The organism is Bradyrhizobium sp. WYCCWR 12699 (assembly GCF_032144035.1).
Classification (GTDB): Bacteria; Pseudomonadota; Alphaproteobacteria; order Rhizobiales; family Xanthobacteraceae; genus Bradyrhizobium.
Genome location: NZ_JAVTJN010000039.1, coordinates 259,856 through 285,133 on the forward strand (window position 1 = coordinate 259,856; position 25,278 = coordinate 285,133).

Consider the following 25,278-nt stretch of genomic DNA (forward strand, 5'->3'; position numbering starts at 1 on the left):
ATGGCATCATCCGAAATCACGCTCGAGGCAGTACCGTCGATTGACCACGTGTCACCGGAGGATTGGGACGCCTGCGCCAATCCCGCCGGACGGTGCCGTGGGGCTGGCAAAGGCACCTCATCCGCTCTCCCAGGCGATTCCCTCGATCTCTTAAAACCCGCCTATAACCCCTTCGTCTCCCACGCATTTCTCTCCGCCGTCGAGAAATCAGGTTCGGCGACGATCCGCACCGGCTGGGGCCCGCGGCATCTCGTGGCCAAGATCGATGGCCGCGTCGCCGGTGTTGTGCCCTGCTATCTGAAATCGCATTCCCGAGGCGAGTACGTCTTCGACCGCGGCTGGGCCGACGCCTATGAGCGCGCCGGCGGACGCTATTATCCGAAGCTCCAGGTCTCGGTTCCCTTCACCCCGGCGACGGGCCCGCGGCTGCTGGTCCGCGACGGCGTCGACCGCGAGCGCATCATGGACGCGCTGGCGAGTGGCCTCATAGCGCTGTGCGGCGTCAGCAAGGCCTCCTCGGTCCATGTCACCTTCGCGCGCGAGGCCGAGTGGAAGCTGCTCGCCGAGCACGGCTTCCTGCAGCGGACCGACCAGCAGTTCCACTGGCACAATGAGGGCTTTGCGGACTTCGACGCTTTCCTGGCCACGCTGAACTCGCGGCACCGCAAGTCGATCAAGCGCGAGCGGCGCGATGCGCTCGCCTCGGGCGTCACGATCCACTGGCTCACGGGCAAAGACATCACCGAGGATGCCTGGGACGCGTTCTTCATGTTCTACATGGAGACCGGCTCGCGCAAATGGGGCCGGCCTTATCTGACGCGGGAATTCTTCTCGTTGATCGGCGAGACCATGGCAGAGGACGTGCTGCTGGTGATGGCCCGCCGCAACGATCGCTGGATCGCCGGCGCGATCAACTTCATCGGCTCGGACACGCTGTTCGGCCGCAACTGGGGCGCGGTCGAGCATCATCCATTCCTGCATTTCGAGGTCTGCTATTACCAGGCGATCGACTTCGCCATCCAGCGCGGCCTCACGCATGTCGAGGCCGGCGCGCAAGGCGAGCACAAGATCGCGCGCGGCTACCTGCCGCGCACCACCCACTCCGCCCACTTCATCGCCGATCCCGGCCTGCGCCGCGCGATCGACGATTATCTCAAGCGCGAGCGCGCCTATGTCGCCGAGGCCGGCCGCGAGCTTGCCGAGCTCGGCCCGTTCCGCAAGGGCATCGACGAGGCGCCTTGACGGTTCACCTTGGCTGGTGACAGTAAGCGCAAATTGTTCGAGGAGCCGCCGCCATGACCACCTACGACACCAACAATATCTTCGCAAAGATCCTGCGCGGCGAGCTGCCCTGCTACAAGGTGTACGAGGACGAGCACGTCTTCGCCTTCCTCGACATCATGCCGCGCGTCCCCGGCCACACGTTGGTGATCCCGAAGGCCCCTGCCCGCAACATCCTCGACATCAAGCCGGACGATTACGCCCATGTCGCCCGCGGCGCGCATAGGATCGCAGCGGCGGCGATGAAGGCCTTCAACGCCGCCGGCATCACCGTGCAGCAATTCAACGAACCCGCCGGCGGCCAGGTGGTGTTTCACCTCCACATGCACGTGATGCCCCGCCATGACGGCGTCGCGATGCTGCCGCCCGCCAGCCGCAAGGAAGAGAACAAGGTGCTGGAAGAGCACGCCGCCAAGCTGATCGCGGCGTTGAAGGGCTGATCGTCATTGCTGGGCGCGACGAAGTCGCGAGCCCGGAATGGCAGCCTACTCCGTCTCGAAATCACCCTTCTGCGGCGCCGCCAGCGGCGTGAATTCGCACCGATCCGGCTTGATGTCGATCAGCGGCGTGTTGTCGATGCAATCGAGACCGCGCACCAGGATGGTGTTGCCCTCGATACCGACCAGCTTCACGATCGACGTGCCGATCGGATTCGGCCGCACCGGTGAGCGCAGAGAAAAGGTGCCGCGGGTCTTCTCGTTGTTCTTCGGGCTCTGCAGGATGATGTCGCGGCGCGACTGGTCGAGCCAGTAGAGCACTTCGAGATTGCTGTAGAAATCGACGCCCTTGATGGCCGGCACGAACGGCTCGAAGATCTCGAGGCGGCAGATCGGCCCGTCCTGACGTCCCTGCCGCGGCGTCTCCAGCCGCGATGTCCAGGGCGTGCGGATACGGCCGATGAAGACGAGACCGGCATCCTGCGTCGGTGGCAGCTCGATGGCGACCTCGCCCTCGCGGAGCTCCTGTTCGCGAACCATATTTCCTGTTCCTTGGCTGTTCGCCGGCGGTTTTAGCCTAACCACCACGTGCCGGCCAGCATGAAGACTTCACCGGTCACGACGCCCGCGAAGATCGAGCGGCGCGTCAGCAGGAAGGCGACGAGGCCGGCGGCCACCGCACCATAGCGCAGGACATCAGGCACGCCGGCGAGCGCGCCCGGCGGTTCGACCACGATCTGCGCGATGACGCCGGCGAGGATCGCGGTGGCGACCGCCCGCACCCAGACCAGCAGCTCGGAGCCCTCGTCGATGCCGCCGCCGAACCACAGGCCCAGCATACGCCAGATCTGGTTGGGAACGACGCCGGCGACGAACAGCACGACGAGCGCCTGCCAGTCGCCGATGAGCTGCGCGTAGCTCATGCGCGCACCTCCCGCCACCAATGCACGCCGTAGGCGATGGTGCCGGCGACGAGCCCGCTGACGAGAATGTCGAGGCCGGAGTTCATCTTCGCGGCCAGCGGATAGAGCAGAACCCCGAGCGTCAGCGCGACGACATCGGCGGCCTCGCGACTGTTGCGCGCGGTCGAGAACAGGAACGACAGAGGTGTCAGCAACAGGATCGCCGCGCCAAGCGTCTGCGTCAGGTTTGCAGCGAGGAAATAGCCGACCGTGTTGGCGGTGAGGCACACCGAGACCAGACCGAAGCCAAGTCCGTTGACGAAGGCGATCCGCCGCTCGCGCGGCACAAGCGGCAGGAAACGATGGCATTCGACCCACAGCGTCACAGCCGTGAGATGTGCGGCAAACACCAGCTCGCGCCGCTTGGTGGTCGGCGTGCGCATCAGCGGCAGCACCGAGACGACCATTGGGAACAAGCGGATCGCGCTGACGGTCACCGCGATCGCCGACTGAATGATGGTGGCGCCCGAGCCGAGCGTGGTGATTAGGATGATCTGCGCCGGCCCCGCCCAGACGAACAGCGTCGAGCACAGCGCCCAGAGCAGGCTGAAATGGGTGTCATGGGCCAGCGCGCCGATGCCCAGATAGGTCGCGAACAGCACGAGGGTGAGGATCGTCTGCGTGATCGAGCGCAGGCCCCAGCCGAAGGCGAGCCAAGGGCTATTCCAGTGCGGTGAATCGAGCGGAGGGAGCGCCACGGAAGTCTGGCCGGGTTGCGGAATCGAGCCTGCATAACGGGCAAGACGACGGCTCGCGTCAAGGAAGGGCACGGCGGGGCTGGCATGCGCTGTTCCGACACCCACCGCCGTCGCTCCGGGGCGCGCCTCGGAATGACGAGCGGAGTTACCCCGCGACACCCTTGTTCTTCAGCACGAAGCAGGCCCCGCCCGCCTTGCGGATCCGGCTACACAGATCATCCGCCTCACTGCGCGTATCCGCACCGATCCGCACCTGATAGAACGCGCGCGTGCCGCGGCTGCGCATCACCGACGACAACAGGCTTGGATCGCGCTCGCCGATCACCGAACTGAGACGCGTGACGGCGCGGGAATACATCGCCAGCGCCCTGTTGCGGTCGAAGCCGGCGGCGAGCTGGACGCCCCAGGCCTTCGCGGCCGCAAGCTCGACATGCTGCTCGAGCTCGGCGACGAAGGCATTCGGCGCACGCTTGAGCAGCGCCATCAGATCGCGGCAGCTCGTCGGCGGTGAGCTCGGCGGCCCCTTGCCGGTCGCCCCTGCCTTGGCCCAGGCATCGACGCTCGTGCCCGTGATGGCGTAGACGTAGTTGCGGGTCTGCTCCGGCATCGCGCCGGTACCGGCGAGCCATTCCTGCACCCGGCGCGGGCCGGCATTGTAGGCCGCAGCGGCAAGGCCGAGATTGCCGAACTGATTGCGCAGCTCGCTCAAGAACTCCGCCGACTTCGGCAGCGCCTGCACCGGATTGAACGGATTGAGCAGCCCGCGCTCGCTCGCGGTGCCCGGCATGAACTGCGCGATGCCCTGGGCGTGCTCGCCACTGCGCGTTGTGGGACCGACCGCGTCGGCCTGGAAACGGCTCTCCTGCCAGATCACCCGGGCGAAGAATTCCAGCGGCAGATTGGCGTCGCGCGCCGCCGCCTCCACGATCAGGCAGATCGACTCCCGCGTATCGCTCTCGCGCGCGTCGGACTTCTCCGGCGGCTTCGCGGGCTCTTCGACGCCGGGAACGGCAGCGTCAGACTTTTCGGGTGAGCTGTCCGACGCCGCAACCTGTGACGCTGCGACGAGCAGCATGGTGACGATCCCCCCTGCAATCTGCACCCATTGCGAGCAGGCATGGCGGTGGCGCGCGCGGGCGCGGCATGCGACAAGATGATCTGCCATGCTGTGGCATGGTGCCATGGTTCGACGAGTTGCCAATCGATGCTGCCTGACCTGCCTCTTCCAATGCACTCCCCCGCCAAACGGATCCGCTGCATTGTCGTCTTCGCCTGGATCGCGCTGGTCCTGAATGTCGCGCCGGCCCTCGCCGAGGTGGCCGCCAAAGTCACCTGGCAAATGACCACGGAATACCCTGAGAATAACATCTCCGGGATTGGGCTTGCGACCTTTGCCAGCCGCGTTTTCGAACGCACCCACGGTTTCGTGACCGTGGCCAACAACTTCGACAACAAGCTCAAGATCAATTCGGGCGAGATGCCGCGCGCCGCGCTCGATGGCCGGATCGCCGGCGGCGATGCGTTCGCGGGCGCGCTCTCCGGCATCGACCCGGTGCTCGGATTGTCCACCCTGCCCTTCCTCGTGCAGTCGGTCGAGCTTGCCCGCGCCACCAATCTGCGGGCACGTCCGCTCTACGAGAAGGCGCTGGCGGCGCGCGGCCTCAAATTGCTCTATCTGACGATCTGGCCCGCCACAGGCCTGTGGTCGGAGCGCGCGCTCCAGGGCGCCGACGACCTGCCGACGCTCAATTTGCGGGCCTATGACGCCAATTCCAGCGCGGTCATGCGCGCGGCCGGCGCCAATGCACAGTTCCTGCCGATGGACGCCGCTCTCGCGGGGCTGAAGGAGCATCGCCTGAACGCGTTCCTCACCTCCGGCGACGGCGGCGCGGGGCGCAAGCTCTGGGACTTCCTGCCGCACTTCACGGCCATCAACTACGCGATGCCGGTCTCGATCGCGTTCGTCCGCAGCGACGCCTTCGCCGAACTGTCCGAACCGATGCAGCGCGAGGTGCTGGCCGCGGCCGCCGAGACCGAGCAAAGCCAGTTCGCACTATTGGCCCACCGCACTTCCGAGAATTATGCGCGCATGCGCGACAACGGCGTCACCATCGCCGAACCGGCGCCGCAATCCCTCCTCGCCGCGCTCCGGAAGGCGGCAACGGCCACGGTCGCCGACTGGGAGGCGAAGACCGGCGCGGACGCCGCCGCGATCGCCCAATGGGCCCGGCAGCAATGACGCATCCGCTCTTGACTTGAAAGCCGATCCCACTAGCAACGGCGCAGCATCAACCATGGACCCCGGCGGCATGGCGACAATCTTCTTCGATCTCGACGGCACGCTCACGAACCCGAAGCCCGGGATTACCCGCTCGATCCAGTACGCGCTGGAACGGCTGGACGTCGCGGTGCCGAGCGAGGACGAGCTGACCTGGTGCATCGGGCCGCCGCTGCATGCCAGCCTGAAGAAGCTGACCGGAACCGACGAGCTCGCTGACCGCGCCCTGCTGCTCTATCGCGAGCGCTTTTCCGATATCGGCCTGTTCGAGAACGAAGCCTATGCCGGCATCGTGGATACCTTGACGACGATCGCCGCGACCAACCAGCGCATGTTTGTCGCCACCAGCAAGCCCGCAGTCTACGCCAGGCGCATCGTCGATCATTTCGGCCTGAAGCCCTACTTCGAGTACGTGTTCGGCTCCGAGCTCGACGGCACGCGCGTCGACAAGCGCGACCTGCTCCGTTATGCGCTGGACGAGACCAGGATCGATCCCGCCAACGCCATCATGATCGGCGACCGCAGCCACGACGTCATTGGCGCCCGCACCAACGGCATGACCGCGATCGGCGTGCTCTATGGTTATGGCAGCGAGGCCGAGCTTAAGGACGCCGGCGCGCATCACATCTGCGCCGCGCATCCCGAACTGCTCGGCCATTGCGTCACCTAGGCGACGACGGTCTCGACCGCCGCCAGCATACCGGTCTTCGCGTGGCAGTTCAGATATTCGAAGAACTGCTCGTCCGCAGCCGCTACCGTGACCTCGTGATAGAGCCGCAATCTTGCTGAAGGCCCGAGCGTCGACAGATACTTCATCGCCGCGCCGAAGATCTTCACGTGAGTCGGATGCGACTCCGCCCAGCGTTCGAGCGCCGCCAGACTCTTCCACCAGCTCTGGCCGTAGGACTTTTCGCTCATGCTTCCTTCGGCCGAGAGCACGCGCATGTAGCGGTTGGCATAGCAGCCGATCGCAATTCCATCGTCGCGCAGGAAATCCATGCCCTCGCGCAGCACCGGTTCGACGTCGTCAAGGTAGAGCTTGCGTTCCGACGCTTCGGTATCGCTCCAGTCCTGTCCCGAACGGATCAGGCAGAGATTGTCGTGCGCCTTTACGCGTAGCCGCCCGCCGTCGCGGATCAGCTCGGGATGGCCGGCCGGCGACATCGGATCGACCTGCGAGAGCGGAATGCGATCACGCATGCCGCCCCAATAGGCGTGCTCCTGCACCTCGCCGCTCATGCCCTCGGCAACCACCGCGACACCCTCGGGCCGGTCGGGCGAGGAGAACAGCGTCTCGTGCCGCTCGACCGAGGGGCGCAACACCTCGATGAATGTGCCGATGCCCTCGCGCTGCTGTCCGGTCCAGGCCTCGCGCGCCGGTTCGAACCAGGCGTCGAAGCGCGCGAGGTCATCCCAATAGCCCACCGAGACGATGGTCTCATACCCGGCCTGATCGACATAGTGCGCGCGGTCCCAATGCGAGGGCCCGTCTTCCGCCGCAAACCGCCTCGCTATGTCTGCAAGCGCCTCCGTCGCGGCCACGGGCGCCGTGCCGCGAGACTGCACGCCGAAATAAGCCATCACGACGCGGCTCACGGCCGGCTTGTAGCGTGCCGCGAAGGACGGATAAGGCGGCTGGTAATCGTCAGGCACGCGCTTGTGGCGCGTGCGCGTGGTTTCGAGATGTGCGGGAATTGCGGATTCCATCATCGTGCCCTCCCCTCGATCACCGTGATCAGCTCGCCGCCGCGGCAATGTCCGCGGGCTCAACGGTATCGGCCGGCAACGCGAACTGCTCGACGCGCTGATATCGCTTCCTGTTGAGCAGCAGCCGCGTCACGTCGGGGCGCGAGTAATGCCCGGCCGGATCCGCCGCGTTCTTGGCGATGCCGATGGCGCCGAGATCGATCTCGGCAATCAGCAGCCCCTCCTGGTCCGGCGCCAGCTTGTCGCCGATCTGGCTGCCGTCAGGGCCGTAGATCGCGGCAAAGCCGCCGCCGGCATGGAGCAGCGCATGCTTGTCCGGCCGGTCGCAGAGCTCGTCGATCATCGCCTGCGAGACCGTCGCGCAGGGCGCCAGGACGAAGCAGGAGCCCTCCACCGCGTAGACGCGCGAGGCGGCGTTGTTGACCTCGGCCCCCAGCGCCGGGGCAAAGGGATCGTAGAGCGAGAAGCTGGGCCAGGCTGCAACATGCACCTGCTCGTTCTGGGCATACATCGCGTATTTCGACAGCGGCTGCAGATGCTCCCAGCAGCACAGCGCACCGAGACGGCCGATGTCGGCCCGCGCATGGACCGCGAGATCGCTGCCGTCGCCCTCGCCATAGACGGTACGCTCGGCGTGGGTCGGCCGCAGCTTGCGGCGCTTAGCGATGGTCTCGCCATCGGGCCCGATCAGCCATTGCGCCAGATAGAGGCTGCCGCCGTCGCGCTCGGACAGGCCGATCACGGCGGTGAGCTTTGCCTTGCGTACGGCATCGCGCAAGCGTTCGGCCTGCGGGCTGTCATAGGCCAGCGAATTGTCGAAATAGCGCTGCACGAAGCCGCGGCCGATCGCCCAGGCCGGCGAGTCCATCCAGATATGCCAGGGGTAACCGGGGATGAAAGCCTCGGGAAAGGCGATCAGCTTGGCGCCCTTCTCGGCGGCCTCCCTGATCAGGGCGACCGATTTGTCGATGGAGGCGTCGAGATCGAGCCAGGCCGGCGCCGCCTGCACCACCGCGACCTTGTATTTCGGATGTTCGATGCCCATTGCCGCCTCCCTTGCCGGTTGATCGGAAACCGTCTCCGATGCAGTCTATTGGGCCAAGCTTGGCGACCGGGCGCTCGACCACGGCGGAACAAAAACTCGACTGGGAAGGGACCGCCGGCCGGTACGGGATTTGCCTCCGGGCAGGCTGGAGCCCCGCGATCTTGCTGGATGCGAAAGGGAGGCTGTCCAGATGGCAATCCAGTTCACGACGGACGGCAGCCCGGGCTATCGGCGGCTCGCCCTCTGGCAGGACATCGTCTGCGACGTGTTCGTCGGGCTCGACTGCAAGTCCGATCTCGGCAGCGCCTTTCGCGGCTCGGTCACGCAGGCGTCGCTCGGCAAGGCGGTGTGCTCAGAGGTCTGCTCCGATCGCCAGCATGTGTTCCGCACGCCCTCCCGCATTGCGCGCTCGGATCAGGACTTCGTCCTGATGGCGCTCGGCCATCGCGGCGACGGCGGCGTGGTGCAGGACGGTCGCGAAACCGTGATTCATCCCGGCGAGTTTGCACTCTATGACACCACGCGCCCCTATGAGCTGAAGTTCAACGATCCCTTCACGCAAACCATCTTCAAGGTGCCGCGCGAGATGTTGCAGCGCCGGATCAGTGGCACCGAGACGCTGACCGCGATGACGTTCGGCACCGAGGCACCGCTCGAGCGGCTCGCCTATGATTTCATCTTCCGGCTTTGCCAGAACGCCGACCGCCTCGCATCCGACAACGCCGCCGCGTTGTCGGAGCAGGCCGTCGATCTGCTCGCGATGGCGCTGAGCGAGCGGCTTGGCAGGACGTCGCTGCCGTCCTCGACCCACCGCTCCGCGCTGATCTACCGGCTCAAGGCGCATGTCCGCGCCCATCTCGCCGATCCCGACCTTTCATTGTCGGAGACCGCGACCGCGCTCGGCATGTCGCCGCGCTACGTGAACGACCTTCTCGCCGACGAAGAGACCTCGTTCCAACGCTTCGTCCTCGCCGAGCGGCTCGCCCAATGCCGGCGCGACCTCACCTCGCCCATGCTCGTCCATCGCCATATCAGCGAGATCGCCTTCGCCTGGGGCTTCAACGACCTCTCGCATTTCGGCCGCGTCTTCCGCGAGCACTTTGGCATGTCGCCGCGCGACTTCCGGCAAAGCCAGTTGCGGCATTGAGCTGCCATCTTCGCGAGCCTTCGCCTTGAGCGAAGGCAGCGCTCGCCAAATCCAGATTGTCTTGTGAGCCTGTGTGGCTCAGGCTGTCCGTATGAGGATGCACGCCACGATAAGCGGATCGGAGCTGCTGCTGAGCGTGATCGCGATCCGGCTCGCGGTGCTGGTCGTGGTGGCCTTCGGCTTGACGCTGCTGCCGCGGCAGGCGCGCAACGACGCCCTCGCCTGCAATGCGACTGTCGCAGCGGCAAGCGAGGCGCGGCCACCGGCCGGGATCACCGGCCCACGCATCGTCGATGCCGCATTCGCCGACATGCTTCAGCACGACTAGGCCGCTCCCGAGCAAGGCCGCCATGTGCGTCCGTGATAGGACAAGCCGCCCGCTTGCGCTAACCTCGGTGCAAGGCCGCATCGATCAATCAGCAGCCAGCCGAGGAGCATATCGATGGAATACCGACGCTTGGGCCGATCAGGCCTCATGGTGCCCGCCTTGAGCCTTGGCACCGGCACCTTCGGCGGCGTCGGCCGCCTCGCTGCGTGGGGAACGACGGACGCGACCGAAGCGCGGCGCCTGCTCGACATCTGCCTCGAGGCCGGCGTGTCGATGTTCGACACAGCGAATGTCTATTCGCTCGGCGAATCCGAGCGCGTGCTCGGCGAAGCCATCAAGGGCCGCCGCGACAAGGTGCTGATCTCGACCAAGGCCACCTTCCGCTTCGGCGATGGTCCCAACGACATCGGCTCGTCACGGCAGCATCTGCTCACCGCCATCGACGCTTCGCTGCGCCGGCTCGGCACCGACTACATCGATCTCTTTCAGCTTCACGGCTTCGACGCCTTCACGCCGCCCGAGGAGGTGCTCTCGACGCTCGACGTGCTCGTGCGCGCCGGCAAGATCCGCTATGTCGGCGTTTCCAATTTCTCGGGCTGGCACCTGATGAAGTCGCTCGCACTTGCCGACAAGCACGGCTTTCCGCGCTACGTCGCCAACCAGACCTATTATTCACTGATCGGGCGCGACTACGAATGGGAGCTGATGCCGCTCGGCCTCGACCAGGGGCTCGGCGCCGTGGTCTGGTCGCCGCTCGGGTGGGGCCGCCTCACCGGCAAGATCCGCCGGGGCCAGCCTAAGCCTGAAGTGAGCCGCCTGCCCAAGACCGCCGAGTTCGGCCCGCCGGTGCCTGACGAGCACGTTTATCGTGTCGTCGACGCCATCGACGAGGTCGCGAAGGAAACGGGCAAGAGCGTGTCGCAGATCGCGCTGAACTGGCTGCTGCAGCGCCCAACCGTCTCGACGCTGATCATCGGCGCGCGCAACGATACGCAGCTCCGCGAAAATCTCGGCGCGGTCGGCTGGTCCCTGACCAAGGACCAGATCGCAAAGCTCGATGCGGCGAGCAAGGTGACGCTGCCCTATCCCTACTGGCACCAGCGCACGACCTTCACCGACCGCAATCCGCCGGCCGTGTAGGACGCTTGAGCTGCATCAAGCCCGCTTGCGTCGGCCGTGACATTCTGCGGCCCTCGCGAGGCCGCCGATGCGCCGATTTGCCATGAAGGCCCTGTTCATGATCCTCAATTTCAACCGCGCCGAGCGGCAGCGGATCGACTGGGATCGCGCCGTGCTCGTTGTCTCGACGGCCGTCACGTTCGGCCTCGTCGCGCTCTATATCTTCGGAAAATCGACCGCTCGTTGGTAAGGCCGCGGAGGCCGTCCAGAGCCATGTTTGCCGCGCCGTTACGGGAACTGGCGGTATCCTGACGGGTTGCCGTCGATCCGGCAATTTCCTATTCGGAGATGAATCACGGCTCGAATCAACCGCGCCTCCATCATGTCGTCCGCCCCCATCGAGCACGCCGACGGCCTGCCGCAGCCGCAGCGCAATCAGGCGGTGCTGACGATCGCGCTCGGCATCATCATGGCCGTCGTCGACAGCGCCATCGCCAATGTCGCGCTGCCGACGATCGCGGCCGACCTCGACGCCAGTCCGGCCTTCTCGATCTGGATCGTCAACGGCTACCAGCTCGCGATCACGATCTCGCTGCTGCCGCTGGCCTCGCTCGGCGAGATCGTCGGCTATCGCCGCGTCTATCTGGTCGGGCTGGTGCTGTTCACGCTGGCGTCCGCCTTGTGCGCGCTGGCGCATACGCTGCCGCTGCTGACGGTCGCGCGCATCATCCAGGGCTTTGGCGCCGCCGGCATCATGAGCGTCAATTCGGCGCTGGTGCGCTTCACCTATCCACGCAGCCAGCTCGGCCGCGGCATCGGGCTCAACGCGCTTGTCGTCGCTTTTTCGGCTGCAATCGGCCCGACGCTCGCCGCGGGCATCCTGGCGGTCGGAAGCTGGCCTTGGCTGTTCGCCATCAACGTGCCGCTCGGCGCGGTGACGCTGCTGCTGGGCCTGCGCAGCCTGCCGCACACCAAGCCGGCCAATCGCTCCTTCGACTGGCAGAGCGCGGGGCTGTCCGCGATCACCTTTGGTGTCGGCATCGCCGCGGTCGACAGCGTCGGTCATGGCGAGGCAGCAATCACCTGCCTCATCCAGTTCGCCATCGCTCTTCTCGCCGGCGCGCTGCTGGTCTGGCGGGAAACCCACATGACCTCGCCGCTGCTGCCGATCGATCTGCTGCGCATCCCGGTGTTCGCGCTGTCGATTGCGACCTCGATCGCCTCGTTCTGCGGGCAGATGCTCGCCTTCGTCGCGATCCCCTTCTACCTCCAGAGCCGCTTCGGCTATTCGGCCGTGCATATGGGCCTCCTGATCACGCCATGGCCGATCGCGGTGGCGTTCGCGGCGCCGCTCGCCGGCCGCCTGGTCGAGCGCTATCCGGCCGGCCTGCTCGGCGGCATCGGGCTCACGCTGTTCGCCTGCGGCCTGGGCGCGCTCGCGCTCCTGCCGGCGGCCCCGACGCCGTTCGACGTGATCTGGCGCATGGCGCTGGCGGGCGCCGGCTTCGGCCTGTTCCAGACCCCCAACAACCGCACCATGATCGCCGCCGCCCCGCGCGAGCGCGCCGGCGGGGCCAGCGGCATGCTCGGCACGGCGCGCCTGCTCGGCCAGACCACCGGCGCGGCGCTGGTGGCGCTGCTGCTCGGACGGTATCCGGTCGAGGGCACCAGGCTGGCGCTGCTTGCCGGCGTCGGCTTTGCACTCTGCGGCGCGGTCCTGAGCATGCTGCGGCTGTCGCCGGCCGGCGCGCGCGGCGCCGAACACGTCCGCGTGCAGGACGATCAGCGCTTGCGGGGCGATTGACGGCGTCCACCCTCCGGTGCCTGCCATTCCCGTCCACAACCCCTGCGTGGCTTAACTATCCGGACCAATGACCTCTTGCCCTCGCGCTCCGGTTGCGCTTGATAGGCGCCGGGGAAATTAGGGGCATTTCATGCGTGTAGTGGGAATAATGGCGCTCAGCGTCATGCTGGGCGGCTGCGCGTCCGTCACGCGCGGCACGACCGAGAACATCAGCATTTCATCGACACCGTCAGGCGTGGAAGCCGTGGTCACCGGGCTTGAGGTGCCGACAACCTGCACAACACCTTGCGCCATCGTCGCCAAGCGTAGCGCCGACATTACGATCACCTTCGAAAAGGAAGGCTATCAATCCCAGACGGTGCAACTCACCAAGGAGGTTTCGGGCACGGGCGCCGCCGGCTTCGCCGGCAATCTCCTCGCCGGTGGTGTCATCGGCATGGGCGTCGATGCCGCGACCGGGGCAGCCACCGATCACAAGCCCAATCCGGTCATCGTGACGATGCAGCCGTCGGCCCCTCCCCGTAGCGCGCGACCAGCCTCGCCGAAGAAGCCGCGTCCGCCAGCGGCCGCGCCAGAGGCCGGAACCTGAGCCTACGCTCCGCCTTGGAAACAAAAAGGCCGGCTTCGCAGCCGGCCTCTCGATTCATATTGCTCGTGATCAAGCCTTGACCAGCGGGCCCTTGGAGGTCGGCCCCTTCGAGCCGCCGGGGCCACCCGGCTTGGACTTGCCGGGCGGGCGCTTGCGGGTGCCGGGCAGCTTCTCCTGCTTCGGCGTGACCGGGCCCTCGACGAATTCGAAGCCGATCTTTTCCTTGGTCTCGTCGGCCTCGTCCTTGACCAGAACGACGCGGACGTGACCGCCGCCCTTCAGCTTGCCGAACAGCACCTCGTCGGCCAGCGGCTTCTTGATGTGCTCCTGGATCACGCGGGCCATGGGACGCGCGCCCATCTGCTCGTCGTAACCGTGCTGGACCAGCCAGGCCTTGGCCGGTTCCGACAGCTCGATGGTGACGTCGCGGTCGCCGAGCTGCGCTTCGAGCTGAAGCACGAACTTCTCGACCACGGTGCCGATCACCTCGACGCTGAGATGACCGAACGAGACGATGGCATCGAGGCGGTTGCGGAATTCCGGCGCGAACTGCCGGTTGATCGCCTCATGGTCGTCGCCTTCCCGCTTCGAGCGCGTGAAGCCGAACGCCTGCTTGGCCAGATCGGACGCACCCGCGTTCGTGGTCATGATCAGGATCACGTTGCGGAAGTTGACCTGCTTGCCGTTGTGGTCAGTGAGCCGGCCGTGATCCATGATCTGGAGCAGCACATTGTACAGGTCGGGATGCGCTTTCTCGATTTCGTCGAGCAGCACCACGCAGTGCGGATGTTGGTCGACGCCGTCGGTGAGCAGGCCGCCCTGGTCGAAGCCGACATAGCCGGGAGGCGCGCCGATCAGGCGCGACACGGTGTGCCGCTCCATGTACTCGGACATGTCGAAGCGCAACAGCTCGACGCCGAGCGACGCCGCGAGCTGCTTGGCGACCTCGGTCTTGCCGACGCCGGTCGGACCTGAGAACAAATAGCAGCCGATCGGCTTCTCCGGCTCGCGCAGGCCGGCGCGCGCCAGCTTGATCGAGGCGGCGAGCGACTCGATCGCCTTGTCCTGGCCGAACACGGTGCGCTTCAGCGTCGTCTCGAGATGCTTGAGAACCTCGGCATCGTCCTTCGACACGCTCTTCGGCGGGATCCGCGCCATCGAGGCGATCGTGGTCTCGATCTCCTTGATGCCGATGGTCTTCTTGCGCTTGTTCTCGGCCAGCAGCATCTGCGCCGCGCCCGACTCGTCGATCACGTCGATCGCCTTGTCCGGCAGCTTGCGGTCGTGGATGTAGCGCGAGGAGAGCTGCACCGCGGCCTCGATCGCCTCGTTGGTGTACTTCAGCCGGTGATAGTCCTCGAAATAGGGCTTGAGGCCCTTGAGGATCGCGATGGCGTCCTCGACCGTCGGCTCGTTGATGTCGATCTTCTGGAAGCGCCGCACCAGCGCGCGGTCCTTCTCGAAGTGCTGGCGATATTCCTTGTAGGTGGTCGAGCCCATGCAGCGGATGGTGCCGGAGGCGAGCGCGGGCTTCAGCAGGTTAGAGGCATCCATCGCCCCGCCCGACGTCGCACCCGCACCGATCACGGTGTGGATTTCGTCGATGAACAGGATGGCGTTGGGATGCGCCTCGAGCTCCTTCAGCACCTGCTTCAGGCGCTCCTCGAAGTCGCCGCGATAGCGCGTGCCCGCGAGCAGCGTGCCCATGTCGAGCGAGAACACCGTGGCGGCAGCCAGCACTTCCGGCACTTCGCTGTCGACGATGCGCTTGGCGAGGCCCTCCGCGATCGCGGTCTTGCCGACGCCGGCTTCACCGACAAACAACGGGTTGTTCTTCTGCCGGCGGCACAGCACCTGGATCGCACGGTTGATTTCGGAATTGCGTCCGATCACCGGATCGATCTTGCCGTCGCGCGCCTTCTTGTTGAGGTTGACGCAATAGGTCTCGAGCGCCTCGCCCTTCTTCTTGGCGTCCTCGTTGCCCTTGGCCTCGGTCTCCTCGTCGACGCCGCGAACGGGGCGCGCCTCGGAGACGCCCGGCCGCTTCGCGATGCCGTGGCTGATGTAGTTGACGGCGTCATAGCGCGTCATGTCCTGCTCCTGCAGGAAATACGCGGCGTGGCTCTCGCGCTCTGCGAAGATCGCGATCAGCACGTTGGCGCCGGTCACCTCTTCACGACCGGAGGATTGCACGTGGATCACCGCGCGCTGGATCACGCGCTGGAAACCGGCGGTCGGCTTGGCGTCGTCGGCGCCATCGGTCACCAGGTTCTCGAATTCGGTCTCAAGGTAATTGACGAGGCTCGTGCGGAGCTTGTCGAGATCGACGCTGCAGGCGCGCATGACGGCGGCAGCATCGGAGTCGTCGATCAGGGAGAGCAAGAGATGCTCGAGCGTCGCGTATTGGTGATGACGCTCGTTTGCGATCGCCAGCGCACGATGCAGGGATTGTTCAAGGCTTTGGGAAAAAGTCGGCATTCGCGTCCTCTATGGCCCCCATCATCATGGTCGTGATCGCCCGGTCAGGCAACAACAACCTTTGTCACATATAGTTATACAAGACCGCGGCGAAAGACCGGTTCCGCGACTCGGCGGCGACACGCCCACGGTATTTTCGATGCAAAACCCGTTCCGATTTGGGCAGAACTACCCATTTGGGCAGGATTGACGCCGGTGCCGATGTTCACCGGATCATGCAGCAAGACGTGCTGCCAGCACACACACCACGCGAACAGAACCGCGCTCGAGAACGCGAACGGCGTTTACTTCTTTTCCATCACGCATTGCAGCGGATGCTGGTGCTTGCGGGCGAAATCCATCACCTGCGTCACCTTGGTCTCGGCGATCTCGTAGGTGAACACGCCGCACTCCCCGATGCCGTGGTGATGGACGTGCAGCATGATCTTGGTGGCCGCCTCGATGTCCTTGTTGAAGAACTTCTCCAGCACGTGGACGACGAACTCCATCGGCGTGTAGTCGTCGTTGAGGATCAGCACGCGGTAGAGGTTCGGTCGCTTGGTCTTGGGCTTGACCTTGGTGATGACCGATGTGTTCGGACCGGAGGGGTTACCCGAAGGGTTCTCGTCATTGCTCATGCGAGGAGCGTAGGCAGCGGCTGGCGCGGACGGGTCGAGTCTGGAAGTCAATTGCGGCATGGCTCAGGCGTTCAAAATCCCCACGGAAGCGAATGGCGGTCGCCGCGCGACCCCGCCCTTCGGAGCCTGGCGCAGGCGCGCCGCCGTGTTGGATCGCCGCTCCCGACAAATCCGGTCCAAGCCGGATCGTTCGCCAGCAATATGGGCCTGCCTCCGGCCCGCCGCAAGCGCGCTAGAAGTCCGGCCACGGCAGTCCCGATTCCCGGTCCGGGCGATCCTGCCAAGGTTAATCAATCCGGACCGATTTGACAAAAATTTATGCCCCTCCTGCTTAGAACATGTTGACCAGGAACCAGGACATTTAACACGATTGCGACGTTTCGCCCGGGATACCCCGGTCTTCTACGGTGCGATTTACCAAGTCTTCAATGGCGTGGCGCCAAATCGGGCAAAACCACCGATTTCGGGGCTCGCCATGTTTCGCTCGCCGCTCGTCAGCCTGATTGGTCGACAGTTCGCCCGCTTCGCAGCGGCCGAGCAAGGCAATATCGCCATGATCTTCGCGATCGCGCTGGTCCCGGTGCTCAGCTTCATCGGTGCCGCAATCGACTATAGCCGCGCCGTCCAGGCCCGCACGTCCATGCAGGCGGCCCTCGACTCCGCCGCTTTGATGCTTTCCAAGGATCTGTCGTCCGGCACCATCACCACCTCGCAGCTCAGCACGAAGGCGCAAGCCTATTTCAACGCGCTGTTTACCGCGACGTCCGCCCTACCCTCGGTCAGCGTGGCCGCCACCTATACGGCGAGCACCAGCATGGGCTCAACGATCCAGCTCAGCGGAACCGGCACCTACACGACCACCTTCATGAAGATCGCCGGCTTTCCGACGCTCGACGTCGGCACCACGTCCACCAGCGCCTGGGGCAACGTCCGCATGCGCGTAGCCCTGGTGCTCGACAACACCGGCTCGATGGCCAACGACGGCAAGATGGAGGCGATGCAGACGGCCGCGAAGAATCTGGTCGATCAACTCAGCGCGCTCGCCAAGAATACCGGCGACGTCTACATCTCGATCGTTCCCTTCGCCAAGGACGTCAACGTCGGCGCCAGCAACTACAACAAGAGCTGGATCGATTTCAGCGATTGGGATGCCGCCAACGGCAGCTGGAGCTGCGCGTCGGGCAACTCCAACAACTGCAACAATTGGAAGTGGACGCCGGCCAACCACAACACCTGGACCGGTTGCGTGGCCGATCGCGATCAGGACTACGACACCAAGAACACCACGCCGACGAACGGCAATGTGGGGACGCTCTTCCCGGCCGAGCAGTACTCCTACTGCAACACGAGCAGCTGGTCCTACCTGCAGCCGATCATGCCGTTGAGCTACGACTGGTCCGCGCTCAAGAGCCGCATCGACGCCATGAAGCCCACGGGCAACACCAACCAGGGCATTGGCCTGGCCTGGGGATGGATGACGCTGTCGACCGGCGACCCCATGAACGCGCCGGCCAAGGACACCAACTACACCTACAAGGACGCGATCGTGCTGCTGTCCGACGGTCTCAACACGCAGAACCGCTGGTACAACAACGCCGCGCAGATCGACGCACGGCAGAAGAAGCTGTGCGACAATGCCAAGGCCCAGCCCAACAACATCACGATCTACACGGTGCAGGTGAACACCGGCAGCGATCCGACCTCGAGCGTGCTGCAATATTGCGCCAGCAGCACCGACAAGTTCTATCTGGTCACCTCGGCCAGCCAGACAGTATCGGTGTTCAAGGACATCGGCACCTCGCTGTCCAAGCTGCGCGTGGCACGCTGATCCGACCGGTCGACTACGCGCAAAAAAGCCCGGCTGGATCAGCCGGGCTTTTCGATTCCAGGATGTCCTGAAAAACGTTTACTGGGCGGCCGGGGTGAACTTCGACACGATGGTCTCGACCGGCTTGAACGCCTGCTTGGCGAGGTCGCTGTAGAGGCCGGCGATCTTCTGCGATTCCGCAACGAAGGTCTCGTAGGCGGAACGGGCGAAATCGGTCTGCGCTTCGACGGCCTTGTCCAGCGACTTCACGCCGGAAAGCTTCTCGACGAAGGACTTGGTGTCTTCGAACGACTTCTTCGTATAGTCGCCATAGGCACTGGCGATCGCCTGAAGGCCGTGCTGCACCGAGGTCGCGGAGGCGACGTACTGCTCGAAGTGCTCTTTCCCGTAGTTCTGAAAGTCTTCAACCTTGAACATTTCGGAATCCTTTTCCCTGGCTTTGGTCGGAAGCCCCGGCTCCCTGACTGTGCCCATTATTAGTGCAATGCACAAATAAGTCAAGAATCTTTGTGCGACGCACAAAAACCAATGCAAATCGCGGAAATTCCCGGGGTTTCCCGCAAGGCTTTCTTAAGCTTTTGGAAACCGCGGCCCCCTACCTTGATTCCCGGACGTGTTCAGCTTCTGCAAGCGGTCTAAAACCGTTTGAGAACATCACCTTAGCCAGAATAGCGGCTCAGGCCGAACGTCCCCCGCGGCGAACACCAGCGGAGGGGCAGCCTGAGCAGGTAATGATCCCGGGTCCATTGGGCACAATTTCGCCTCACGAGCCGGTGATCAGTTGAGAAACGGGGACGGGGTTCCATGCTTCGTAAAAACTTGTCTTCCTCGCGCTTGGCGCGGGTTGGCGTTTTCGGGCTTCTTACGGTCACGACCGCGGTCATCTTCACCACCGATGCCGCCGAGGCACGGCGCCACCGCCGCCACTACGCGCACCATCGGGTGCAGCGCGATGTGTCCGAGAGCTCGAGCCCGAAATTCGCGTCCATCATCGTCGACGGCAATTCCGGCTCGGTGCTGCAAGCAACGAGCCCCGACGGGATCCGTCACCCCGCTTCGCTGACCAAGATCATGACGCTCTATCTGCTGTTCGAGCGCCTCGAGTCCGGCAAGATGAAGCTCGACACCGAGATGCCGGTGTCCCAGCACGCCGCCGACCAGGATCCGACCAAGCTGAACCTGCGAGCCGGCCAGACCATCCGCGTCGAGGACGCGATCAAGGGTCTCGTCACCCGCTCCGCGAACGACGCCGCAGTGGTGATCGCGGAAGCGATCGCCGGCGACGAGGACGACTTTGCCCAGATGATGACGCGCAAGGCGCGCGCGCTCGGCATGTCCAGGACGGTGTACCGCAACGCCAACGGCCTTCCCAACGACGAGCAGGTCACGACCGCGCGTGACCAGGCCACGCTCGGCCGCGCCATCCAGGAGCGCTTTCCGCGCTATTATCGGTATTTCGCGACCTCCACCTTCAACTGGCGTGGACAGTCGATCCGCAATCACAATCACCTGCTCGGCAGCGTCGAGGGCGTGGACGGCATCAAGACCGGCTACACCCGCGCCTCCGGCTTTAACCTCGTCACCTCGATGCGCCGCGGCAACCGCCATCTGATCGGCGTCGTGCTCGGCGGCCGCAGCGGCGGCTCGCGCGATGCCATCATGCGCAACCTGCTCGCGGAAAATCTCGAGAAGGGCGCGACCACTCACACCGTCGTCGCGGTCACCGAGCGCAACGCTGCCGACACCGCGACCGATGTTGCTGACGCCTCGGATACTGCACCGGTCCGGCCCGCTGCACCGGTCCAGGCTGCGGCCCCTGCTCCCGAGTCGGCCCCGTCCCGTCTCGCTGCCCGCCTGTCGACGCTTGCCGCCGCGACGGCCGCGGTGCCGCCCGCACCGCACAAGCCGGAAGCCAGTAAGCCCGAGGTTCGGCCGACGGAATCCAAGATCGAGCCCGCGCCGCTCACCAATGGCGTGATCTCGAGCCAGCCGCTCTCCCTCATCCCCGGCTCGTCCGAGCCGATGAAGCCGGTCCGGGTCAAGACGGTTCAGGTCAAGGCCGGCGCCGTGAAGGTCGCCTCCGCCGCGCCCGCCTCGGTCCAGGTCGCCCCGCCGGTCACCAACGCCATTTCGTCCCGTTCCGAGGTCGCGGAAACCTCAGGCGCCGTCGTCGCCCGGGCCGATCTCATCAACAAGCCCGAGATCGTCAGCCATCCGGAAGCGCCGAAGGCAGACATGGCCCGCACCGAGCTGCCGCGGCAGCCGGCCGGCTTCGGCACCGGCAATGGGATCCTCGGCGTGCTGCCGGCCGCAACGGCCGCCGCGCCCGCCCATACCCCTGCCCCTGCCGCTCCGAAGCTCGCCTCCGCCGATCCGATGCCGGTCCAGATGAGCGCCACCACCAAGCCCGCCGTCACCCACAGCGGCTGGATCGTCCAGGTCGGCGCGCTCGAGAGCGAGAACGAAGCCCAGCAGCGTATCGACGCCGCGCGCAGCTCGGCCCGCGGCCTGCTCAGCAAGGCCGATCCGTTCACCGAGGTCGTCGCCAAGGACAATCGCAAGCTCTACCGCGCCCGCTTCGCCGGCCTCGAGCGCGACCAGGCCGAAGCGGTCTGCCGCACCCTGAAGCGCGCCGAGATCTCCTGCATCACCGTCCGCAACTGATCTCCTCCCCCCGTTCCAGACGAAATGCCCGCGCTTGCGCGGGCATTTTCGTTTTGGCGATGTGTCGATGCGGGCACAGTCTCGACAAGGCTGTTCCGCGACAACCTCTCGTCAAGAATTTACGGTTAAAACTTTGCTCAAGGGATCGACCACGCCGAAATGGCGGGCATCGGGGCGACGGCAAACGGAGCAAACGGAGCTCACACGGTACGGGCGTTTGTGGCGTGGTGCCGGAGTTAGCCGTTATGCGTACGAAGCAGAGTATCCTTGGCCTCGTTTACCCGGGCAGCGAGATAGTTCGAGCCCCCCTGGTCGGGATGGAGTTTCTTCATCAGGGACTTGTGCGCCCGGCTGATGTCGTCACGCCCCGCTCCCGGCTGCAGGCCAAGGATCTGGTAGGCCTCCTCCGCCGTCATTTTGCCGCTCGCCGCCGGGCGGCGCTGCCCCCCTGCCGCATCGGCCTGCGCGTTCTGACGCCAAGCGGGAAACCGGCGGTCCAGATAGCTTTCAAGTAAGGCGACGCTCTCGGCGTCGAAGGTCGGGACCATGGCCAGCAGGCCCGGGAGGTCGAACTCGCCGAGATCGCGCCCGGCGTGAGGCCCGGCGACGATCTGCCCGCCAAGCTGGCCGGTATCGTGGTCGAGCCGCATATCCAGGAATTGCGAGCGCACGCGTGAGGCCTGCCCTGACGCGCGCGCAGCGCCACCGCCGCCGAACAACCCACCGATATTGCCGAATCCGGCGTTTGCCAGCGGCGTCCAGCCCAGCAGCCCGGCGCCGAAAAACCCGAGCGGGATCGCCACCACCAGCTCGCCGCGCAAGCCCGTGAAGGCTGCGATCGCCAGCGCCAGGACGCCGCCACCGAACCTGATGGCACGCGCCAGCACCGCCGGGTTGGCGGCGCGGAACGTCTGGAGCAGCAGATAGAGCGTGATAACGGCGACAGCGCCGGCGATCAGAGTCATCTCGGGAATATAGTCGGCCTCGCGGCAAAATGCATGGCGTACGCCGGCCGCGAGCCAGGACGGCGTGAGCGCTATTTCATCTGGCCGATCAGCCTGGCCGCGCCGCTTGCGGTCTTCGCCAATCTCAACAAGGCCTCGCGACCGCCGGCGGCATAGGCCGCGGCTGCCTGCAGCAGCTCGCGCAACTGCGCGGCCGCGCCGGGATCGAACCGGCACCAGGCACCGCCGGTCAGGCGCGCGATCTCGCGAAAGGCCTGCTCGGCGACAGGGTCATAACCCTCCTGAAACACGAACACCGGCACCTTGAGCATGCCGAGCTCGCCGGCCTTGACACAGAGCTCGTCGACCTTCTCCTCCATGGCATCGCCGACGAAGACGACGGCGCGCACGCCCGATGCGACCGCTTCGCGTCGCGCCTCCGTCAGCACCTTGCCGATCTGGGTATCGCCGCCACGGCAATCGATCTTGCTCATCAAGGCCGCGAGCCTGGTGCTGTCTGAGATCCATCCCGTGGCGCGGCACTCGTTCAGGCCGCGGTAGTAGACGAGCCGGATATCGAGACTGCCGAGTGCCGCGGTCTCGCGAAACATGTCGGCCTGAAGCGCGCAGGCCATGTCCCAGGTAGGCTGCCGGCTCATCGTCGCATCCAATGCGAAGATCAGCCGCCCCTTCGCGCCCGGCGCGTGGGGTGACAGCGCCCGCGCCTTGGCAACGAACGCGGCGATGTCCTCCGCGGTCGACGTTCCCGCCTGCGGTACCGCACCGCCCGCTTGCGCCGAGACATCGCCGCGGTGCGGCTTGATGGGTTCGCCCGACATCCCTTGACCTTTGCTTGGACAGCTAATGTGGTCAGCGCGAGCGGTCGGGTCAATGTGCAAAGCCCCCGCAGGCGGAGGCCAGCGGGGGCTTTGAAAACGTGGCGGATGATTGAGGCGTTAGCCGTTAACGCTTCAGCTCTTAACGCTTCAGCTCTTGGCAGGCGCCATCAACGCGACCGGGCCGGGCTCGAGGATGTTGGGCGGCGACGATTGCGTGTCGACGGGCCGAATCTCGCTGTCGGTCGCGCTCAGGAATTTGTCGAGCATGCTCTGGATCGAGCTCTTGGCGACATCCGGGCCAGTGTCGCGCATGTCGTTATGCTGGAATTCGGTCTTCACGACCTGGATGCCCGCCTTCTCGCATTCCTCGTCGGTCGGCAGAACACCCGCATCGGTCTTGAACTGCGGATCCTGAGAGCGGAACGACAGGATCTTGAACTTGCCGGCGGTGACGAAGGGCACGCGCAGATTGTCGAGCGTGACGACCTTCTTGACCTCGTCCGGATATTGCTTGGCGAAATACATCGTGATGTCGCCGCCCATGGAGTGGCCGACCATCGTCACCTGGGCGTAGTCGGCATTGGGCTGAACCTTCTTCATCTCCTGCATGGCGAGATGGATGTTGGCAACGCCGCGCAGGATCTGCGGCAGCCTGCCGACATAGAGCTCGCCGGGCTTGGTGACCATCGGAGGATCGGTCGGCAGATCGTGCTGCGGGCTCACGACCATGTAGCCGCGCGCAGCGAAAATGTTGGCGAGGAATCCGTATTCAGTGTTCTTGACGGTGTTGCCGTGATTGATCACTGCGACCGGCAGCGTGATCATGCCGGCATTGGCCTGCATTTCCTTGTCGCGGCGCACCGCGATCTGGACGGGCACGGGACGATTGTCGCGCGAGGCGTCGTAGAAGGTGATGGTCTCGTGCTTGATCGCCCACTTGCTCGCCGTGAAATAGGCGATGCCGCAGAGGGCACTGACCGAAACCAGAACGGCAATTCCACGCTTCATTTTCGTCCTCAGCCTCAGGCTCTTGCGGCCTGAATCCCTGTTGAAAATCGTGTTCTTCCGGGGCTCTTCGGCCCCTGGTCGCCTATTCGCTAATATATGTCACAGGCGCGTGACAGGAAGGCCAAATATTGTGTACCGGCAGCCCTTTCGTTGTGCGCCGCACACGTTTTCTGGGCATCCCCTTCTTCCACGGCTACGCCAGGATGCATGTCAGCATCCGACGCAACCGGTCTCGATCGGGTTCAATTTCGCGGTAAACGCAGGATGAAAACGGCCGAACGCGGCGGGGGTTCCCGGAGGAACCGCCCGGTCAGATCGACCGGAAGTAGCGCCATACCGTCTCAGGCGCCCAGGATGTCATGGACTTCGAGCGGCTTGTCGACCTGGTTGAACCACTCGGCGCGATTTGCCGCACGGCGGCGGCCTCGCTCGTCGAGCGGCAGCTTGAGCTGGCGCAGCAGGCTCGTCACCTCTTCCCGTGCGGTGAGATGGCCGAGATTGGGCCGCATGCCGAGCGTGGCCTCGTCGATCTCGTCGAGGGCGGTCAGGCCGCGCGGGAAGAATTCGCGGTAGACGACGCGTTCGGCGAAGCCGTCGACGTAGCGGAAGCCGAGCCGCAGCGACAGATCCTTCAGCCCCTCGGCGACCAGCTGCTTGTTGCGGGAGCCGAGCATCGACAGGCGGTTGCGCACTACGATCCAGTCGGTGGTCGAACCATCGAGCTGGCGGCGCTTGCGGCGGACGTCGCGCACCATCTCGGCGTAATGGCTCTCGCCCGTCACCGCGTAGCTCGCGGGATCGACGGTGCCGAGCACGTCGAAGTCGAGGAAGCTGTCGTTGATCGGCGTGACCAGCGTGTCGGCCATCGAATGCGCAAGCCGCATCAAATAGCTGTCGGTGCCCGGCGTATCGATGACGATGAAGTCGAAGCTGCTCTCGACCGCCGAGACCGCCTCCATGAACTGCTGGAACTCGGAATTCTCGTTATCGGCGATCTGCATGGTCTCGCCGAGCTTGATGCAGCGATGCACCGGCAGTTCCAGGTCGAGCTTGGTGCGGCGGGCCCAGGCGGAACGGTTGTTGATGTAGTGGGTGAAGCTCTGCTGACGGCAGTCGAGGTCGATGGTGGCGACGCGCTGGCCGGCCTTCAGGAGCGCAACAGCGATGTGCAGGGCGGTGGTCGACTTGCCGGAGCCGCCCTTCTCGTTGCCGAGCACGACCACATGCGCCGAGCCGGATTGGCCTTGGCTAGCCTGCACAAGCATGGCGATCCTCAACACCCCTGATGAATATCTTCGAGTTGGCCGCGTCTGCGGTCAAGTGAAATGCGTGACAGGTCATACAAATCGTACTGCGCCGTTCTTCACCATGAATAGCTGTGCCAATCTTCGTCTGTGATCCAGCCCACAATGTCGCGATGTCGTGCGCGGCCTCGCGCGGGATGCTGTGCCGTATCCGGATGCATGGCGTCCATGATCGCTGCTTGTTAAGGTTAGTCGCCCCGG

25 protein-coding genes are annotated in these 25,278 nt (G+C 65.1%); 12 read left to right on the forward strand and 13 right to left on the reverse strand.

The window, feature by feature from the left end; genetic code table 11:
• Positions 1-1,242, forward strand: a complete 1,242-nt coding sequence (locus RPS27_RS32080; RefSeq protein WP_212068334.1) for a GNAT family N-acetyltransferase — start codon at positions 1-3, stop codon at positions 1,240-1,242.
• Between the two features lie 53 nt (positions 1,243-1,295).
• Positions 1,296-1,721 carry an HIT family protein gene (locus RPS27_RS32085; protein WP_212068335.1) on the forward strand — a complete coding sequence of 142 codons (426 nt, stop codon included), beginning with the start codon at positions 1,296-1,298 and terminating at the stop codon, positions 1,719-1,721.
• Between the two features lie 45 nt (positions 1,722-1,766).
• On the opposite strand, the gene tsaA is transcribed toward RPS27_RS32085, so the two are convergent.
• The 4 genes from tsaA to RPS27_RS32105 all read right to left on the reverse strand — a co-directional run bounded on the left by tsaA (position 1,767) and on the right by RPS27_RS32105 (position 4,453).
• The gene (gene tsaA / locus RPS27_RS32090) at positions 1,767-2,258 is read right to left on the reverse strand and encodes a tRNA (N6-threonylcarbamoyladenosine(37)-N6)-methyltransferase TrmO (protein ID WP_194407663.1); all 492 of its coding nucleotides are present in this window, start codon (positions 2,256-2,258) and stop codon (positions 1,767-1,769) included.
• Positions 2,259-2,290: 32 nt separating this feature from the next.
• Positions 2,291-2,641 carry an AzlD domain-containing protein gene (locus tag RPS27_RS32095; protein WP_194407662.1) on the reverse strand — a complete coding sequence of 117 codons (351 nt, stop codon included), beginning with the start codon at positions 2,639-2,641 and terminating at the stop codon, positions 2,291-2,293.
• Complete coding sequence (locus RPS27_RS32100; RefSeq protein ID WP_212068336.1) at positions 2,638-3,378, reverse strand: AzlC family ABC transporter permease; 741 nt, start codon at positions 3,376-3,378, stop codon at positions 2,638-2,640. The genes RPS27_RS32095 and RPS27_RS32100 overlap by 4 nt, the downstream gene beginning before the upstream one ends.
• Positions 3,379-3,523: 145 nt before the next feature.
• Positions 3,524-4,453: a lytic transglycosylase domain-containing protein gene (locus RPS27_RS32105; RefSeq protein ID WP_212068436.1), complete on the reverse strand. Its 930-nt coding sequence runs from the start codon at positions 4,451-4,453 to the stop codon at positions 3,524-3,526.
• Positions 4,454-4,582: 129 nt separating this feature from the next.
• Between RPS27_RS32105 and RPS27_RS32110 the strand changes: the two genes are divergently transcribed.
• Together RPS27_RS32110 and RPS27_RS32115 are read left to right on the forward strand one after the other, a co-directional pair.
• Complete coding sequence (locus RPS27_RS32110) at positions 4,583-5,617, forward strand: TRAP transporter substrate-binding protein (RefSeq protein ID WP_212068337.1); 1,035 nt, start codon at positions 4,583-4,585, stop codon at positions 5,615-5,617.
• A gap of 70 nt (positions 5,618-5,687) precedes the next feature.
• A complete protein-coding gene (locus tag RPS27_RS32115) occupies positions 5,688-6,326 on the forward strand; it encodes an HAD family hydrolase (RefSeq protein WP_212068338.1) in 639 nt (212 codons plus the stop codon).
• Here the strand turns inward: RPS27_RS32115 and RPS27_RS32120 are convergent.
• Positions 6,323-7,363 (reverse strand): phenylacetaldoxime dehydratase family protein, encoded by a 1,041-nt coding sequence (locus RPS27_RS32120; protein ID WP_212068437.1) that lies wholly within the window; start codon positions 7,361-7,363, stop codon positions 6,323-6,325. The two genes, RPS27_RS32115 and RPS27_RS32120, sit on opposite strands and share 4 nt — an antisense overlap.
• A 28-nt stretch (positions 7,364-7,391) precedes the next feature.
• Entirely contained in the window at positions 7,392-8,408 is a 1,017-nt protein-coding gene (locus RPS27_RS32125; protein ID WP_212068339.1) for a carbon-nitrogen hydrolase family protein, read from the reverse strand.
• A 190-nt stretch (positions 8,409-8,598) separates the two neighbouring features.
• On the opposite strand from RPS27_RS32125, the gene RPS27_RS32130 reads away from it, so the two are divergent.
• From RPS27_RS32130 to RPS27_RS32155, 6 genes are all read left to right on the forward strand, one after another.
• A complete protein-coding gene (locus tag RPS27_RS32130) occupies positions 8,599-9,555 on the forward strand; it encodes a helix-turn-helix domain-containing protein (RefSeq protein ID WP_212068340.1) in 957 nt (318 codons plus the stop codon).
• Between the two features lie 91 nt (positions 9,556-9,646).
• Entirely contained in the window at positions 9,647-9,883 is a 237-nt protein-coding gene (locus tag RPS27_RS32135) for a hypothetical protein (RefSeq protein WP_194407655.1), read from the forward strand.
• A 114-nt stretch (positions 9,884-9,997) separates the two neighbouring features.
• The gene (locus RPS27_RS32140; RefSeq protein WP_212068341.1) at positions 9,998-11,023 is read left to right on the forward strand and encodes an aldo/keto reductase; all 1,026 of its coding nucleotides are present in this window, start codon (positions 9,998-10,000) and stop codon (positions 11,021-11,023) included.
• A gap of 67 nt (positions 11,024-11,090) precedes the next feature.
• Positions 11,091-11,252 (forward strand): hypothetical protein, encoded by a 162-nt coding sequence (locus tag RPS27_RS32145; RefSeq protein WP_212068342.1) that lies wholly within the window; start codon positions 11,091-11,093, stop codon positions 11,250-11,252.
• 132 nt (positions 11,253-11,384) lie between these two features.
• Positions 11,385-12,806 carry an MFS transporter gene (locus RPS27_RS32150; protein ID WP_212068343.1) on the forward strand — a complete coding sequence of 474 codons (1,422 nt, stop codon included), beginning with the start codon at positions 11,385-11,387 and terminating at the stop codon, positions 12,804-12,806.
• A gap of 130 nt (positions 12,807-12,936) precedes the next feature.
• Complete coding sequence (locus RPS27_RS32155) at positions 12,937-13,395, forward strand: translation initiation factor 2 (protein ID WP_212068344.1); 459 nt, start codon at positions 12,937-12,939, stop codon at positions 13,393-13,395.
• Positions 13,396-13,464: 69 nt separating this feature from the next.
• On the opposite strand, the gene clpA is transcribed toward RPS27_RS32155, so the two are convergent.
• On the reverse strand, positions 13,465-15,873 hold the full coding sequence (gene clpA, locus RPS27_RS32160; RefSeq protein ID WP_194407650.1) for an ATP-dependent Clp protease ATP-binding subunit ClpA: 2,409 nt from the start codon (positions 15,871-15,873) through the stop codon (positions 13,465-13,467).
• Positions 15,874-16,157: 284 nt separating this feature from the next.
• On the reverse strand, positions 16,158-16,490 hold the full coding sequence (clpS, locus tag RPS27_RS32165) for an ATP-dependent Clp protease adapter ClpS (protein ID WP_212068345.1): 333 nt from the start codon (positions 16,488-16,490) through the stop codon (positions 16,158-16,160).
• Between the two features lie 475 nt (positions 16,491-16,965).
• Between clpS and RPS27_RS32170 the strand changes: the two genes are divergently transcribed.
• Positions 16,966-18,318 carry a pilus assembly protein gene (locus RPS27_RS32170; RefSeq protein ID WP_211416636.1) on the forward strand — a complete coding sequence of 451 codons (1,353 nt, stop codon included), beginning with the start codon at positions 16,966-16,968 and terminating at the stop codon, positions 18,316-18,318.
• Between the two features lie 78 nt (positions 18,319-18,396).
• On the opposite strand, the gene RPS27_RS32175 is transcribed toward RPS27_RS32170, so the two are convergent.
• Positions 18,397-18,735, reverse strand: coding sequence for a phasin family protein (locus RPS27_RS32175; protein WP_194407648.1), 339 nt, complete (start codon positions 18,733-18,735; stop codon positions 18,397-18,399).
• A 387-nt stretch (positions 18,736-19,122) separates the two neighbouring features.
• Here RPS27_RS32175 and RPS27_RS32180 point away from each other — a divergent pair, with 387 nt between their 5' ends.
• Positions 19,123-20,982 (forward strand): D-alanyl-D-alanine carboxypeptidase, encoded by a 1,860-nt coding sequence (locus RPS27_RS32180; RefSeq protein WP_212068346.1) that lies wholly within the window; start codon positions 19,123-19,125, stop codon positions 20,980-20,982.
• Between the two features lie 236 nt (positions 20,983-21,218).
• Here RPS27_RS32180 and RPS27_RS32185 read toward each other — a convergent pair whose 3' ends face one another.
• The 4 genes from RPS27_RS32185 to RPS27_RS32200 form a co-directional block, all read right to left on the reverse strand.
• A complete protein-coding gene (locus RPS27_RS32185) occupies positions 21,219-21,947 on the reverse strand; it encodes a DnaJ domain-containing protein (protein ID WP_212068347.1) in 729 nt (242 codons plus the stop codon).
• 71 nt (positions 21,948-22,018) lie between these two features.
• Complete coding sequence (locus RPS27_RS32190; protein WP_212068348.1) at positions 22,019-22,765, reverse strand: VWA domain-containing protein; 747 nt, start codon at positions 22,763-22,765, stop codon at positions 22,019-22,021.
• Positions 22,766-22,912: 147 nt separating this feature from the next.
• The gene (locus RPS27_RS32195; RefSeq protein ID WP_211416632.1) at positions 22,913-23,773 is read right to left on the reverse strand and encodes an alpha/beta fold hydrolase; all 861 of its coding nucleotides are present in this window, start codon (positions 23,771-23,773) and stop codon (positions 22,913-22,915) included.
• A gap of 341 nt (positions 23,774-24,114) precedes the next feature.
• The gene (locus tag RPS27_RS32200) at positions 24,115-25,038 is read right to left on the reverse strand and encodes a division plane positioning ATPase MipZ (RefSeq protein ID WP_212068349.1); all 924 of its coding nucleotides are present in this window, start codon (positions 25,036-25,038) and stop codon (positions 24,115-24,117) included.
• Between the last annotated feature and the right edge of the window lie 240 nt (positions 25,039-25,278).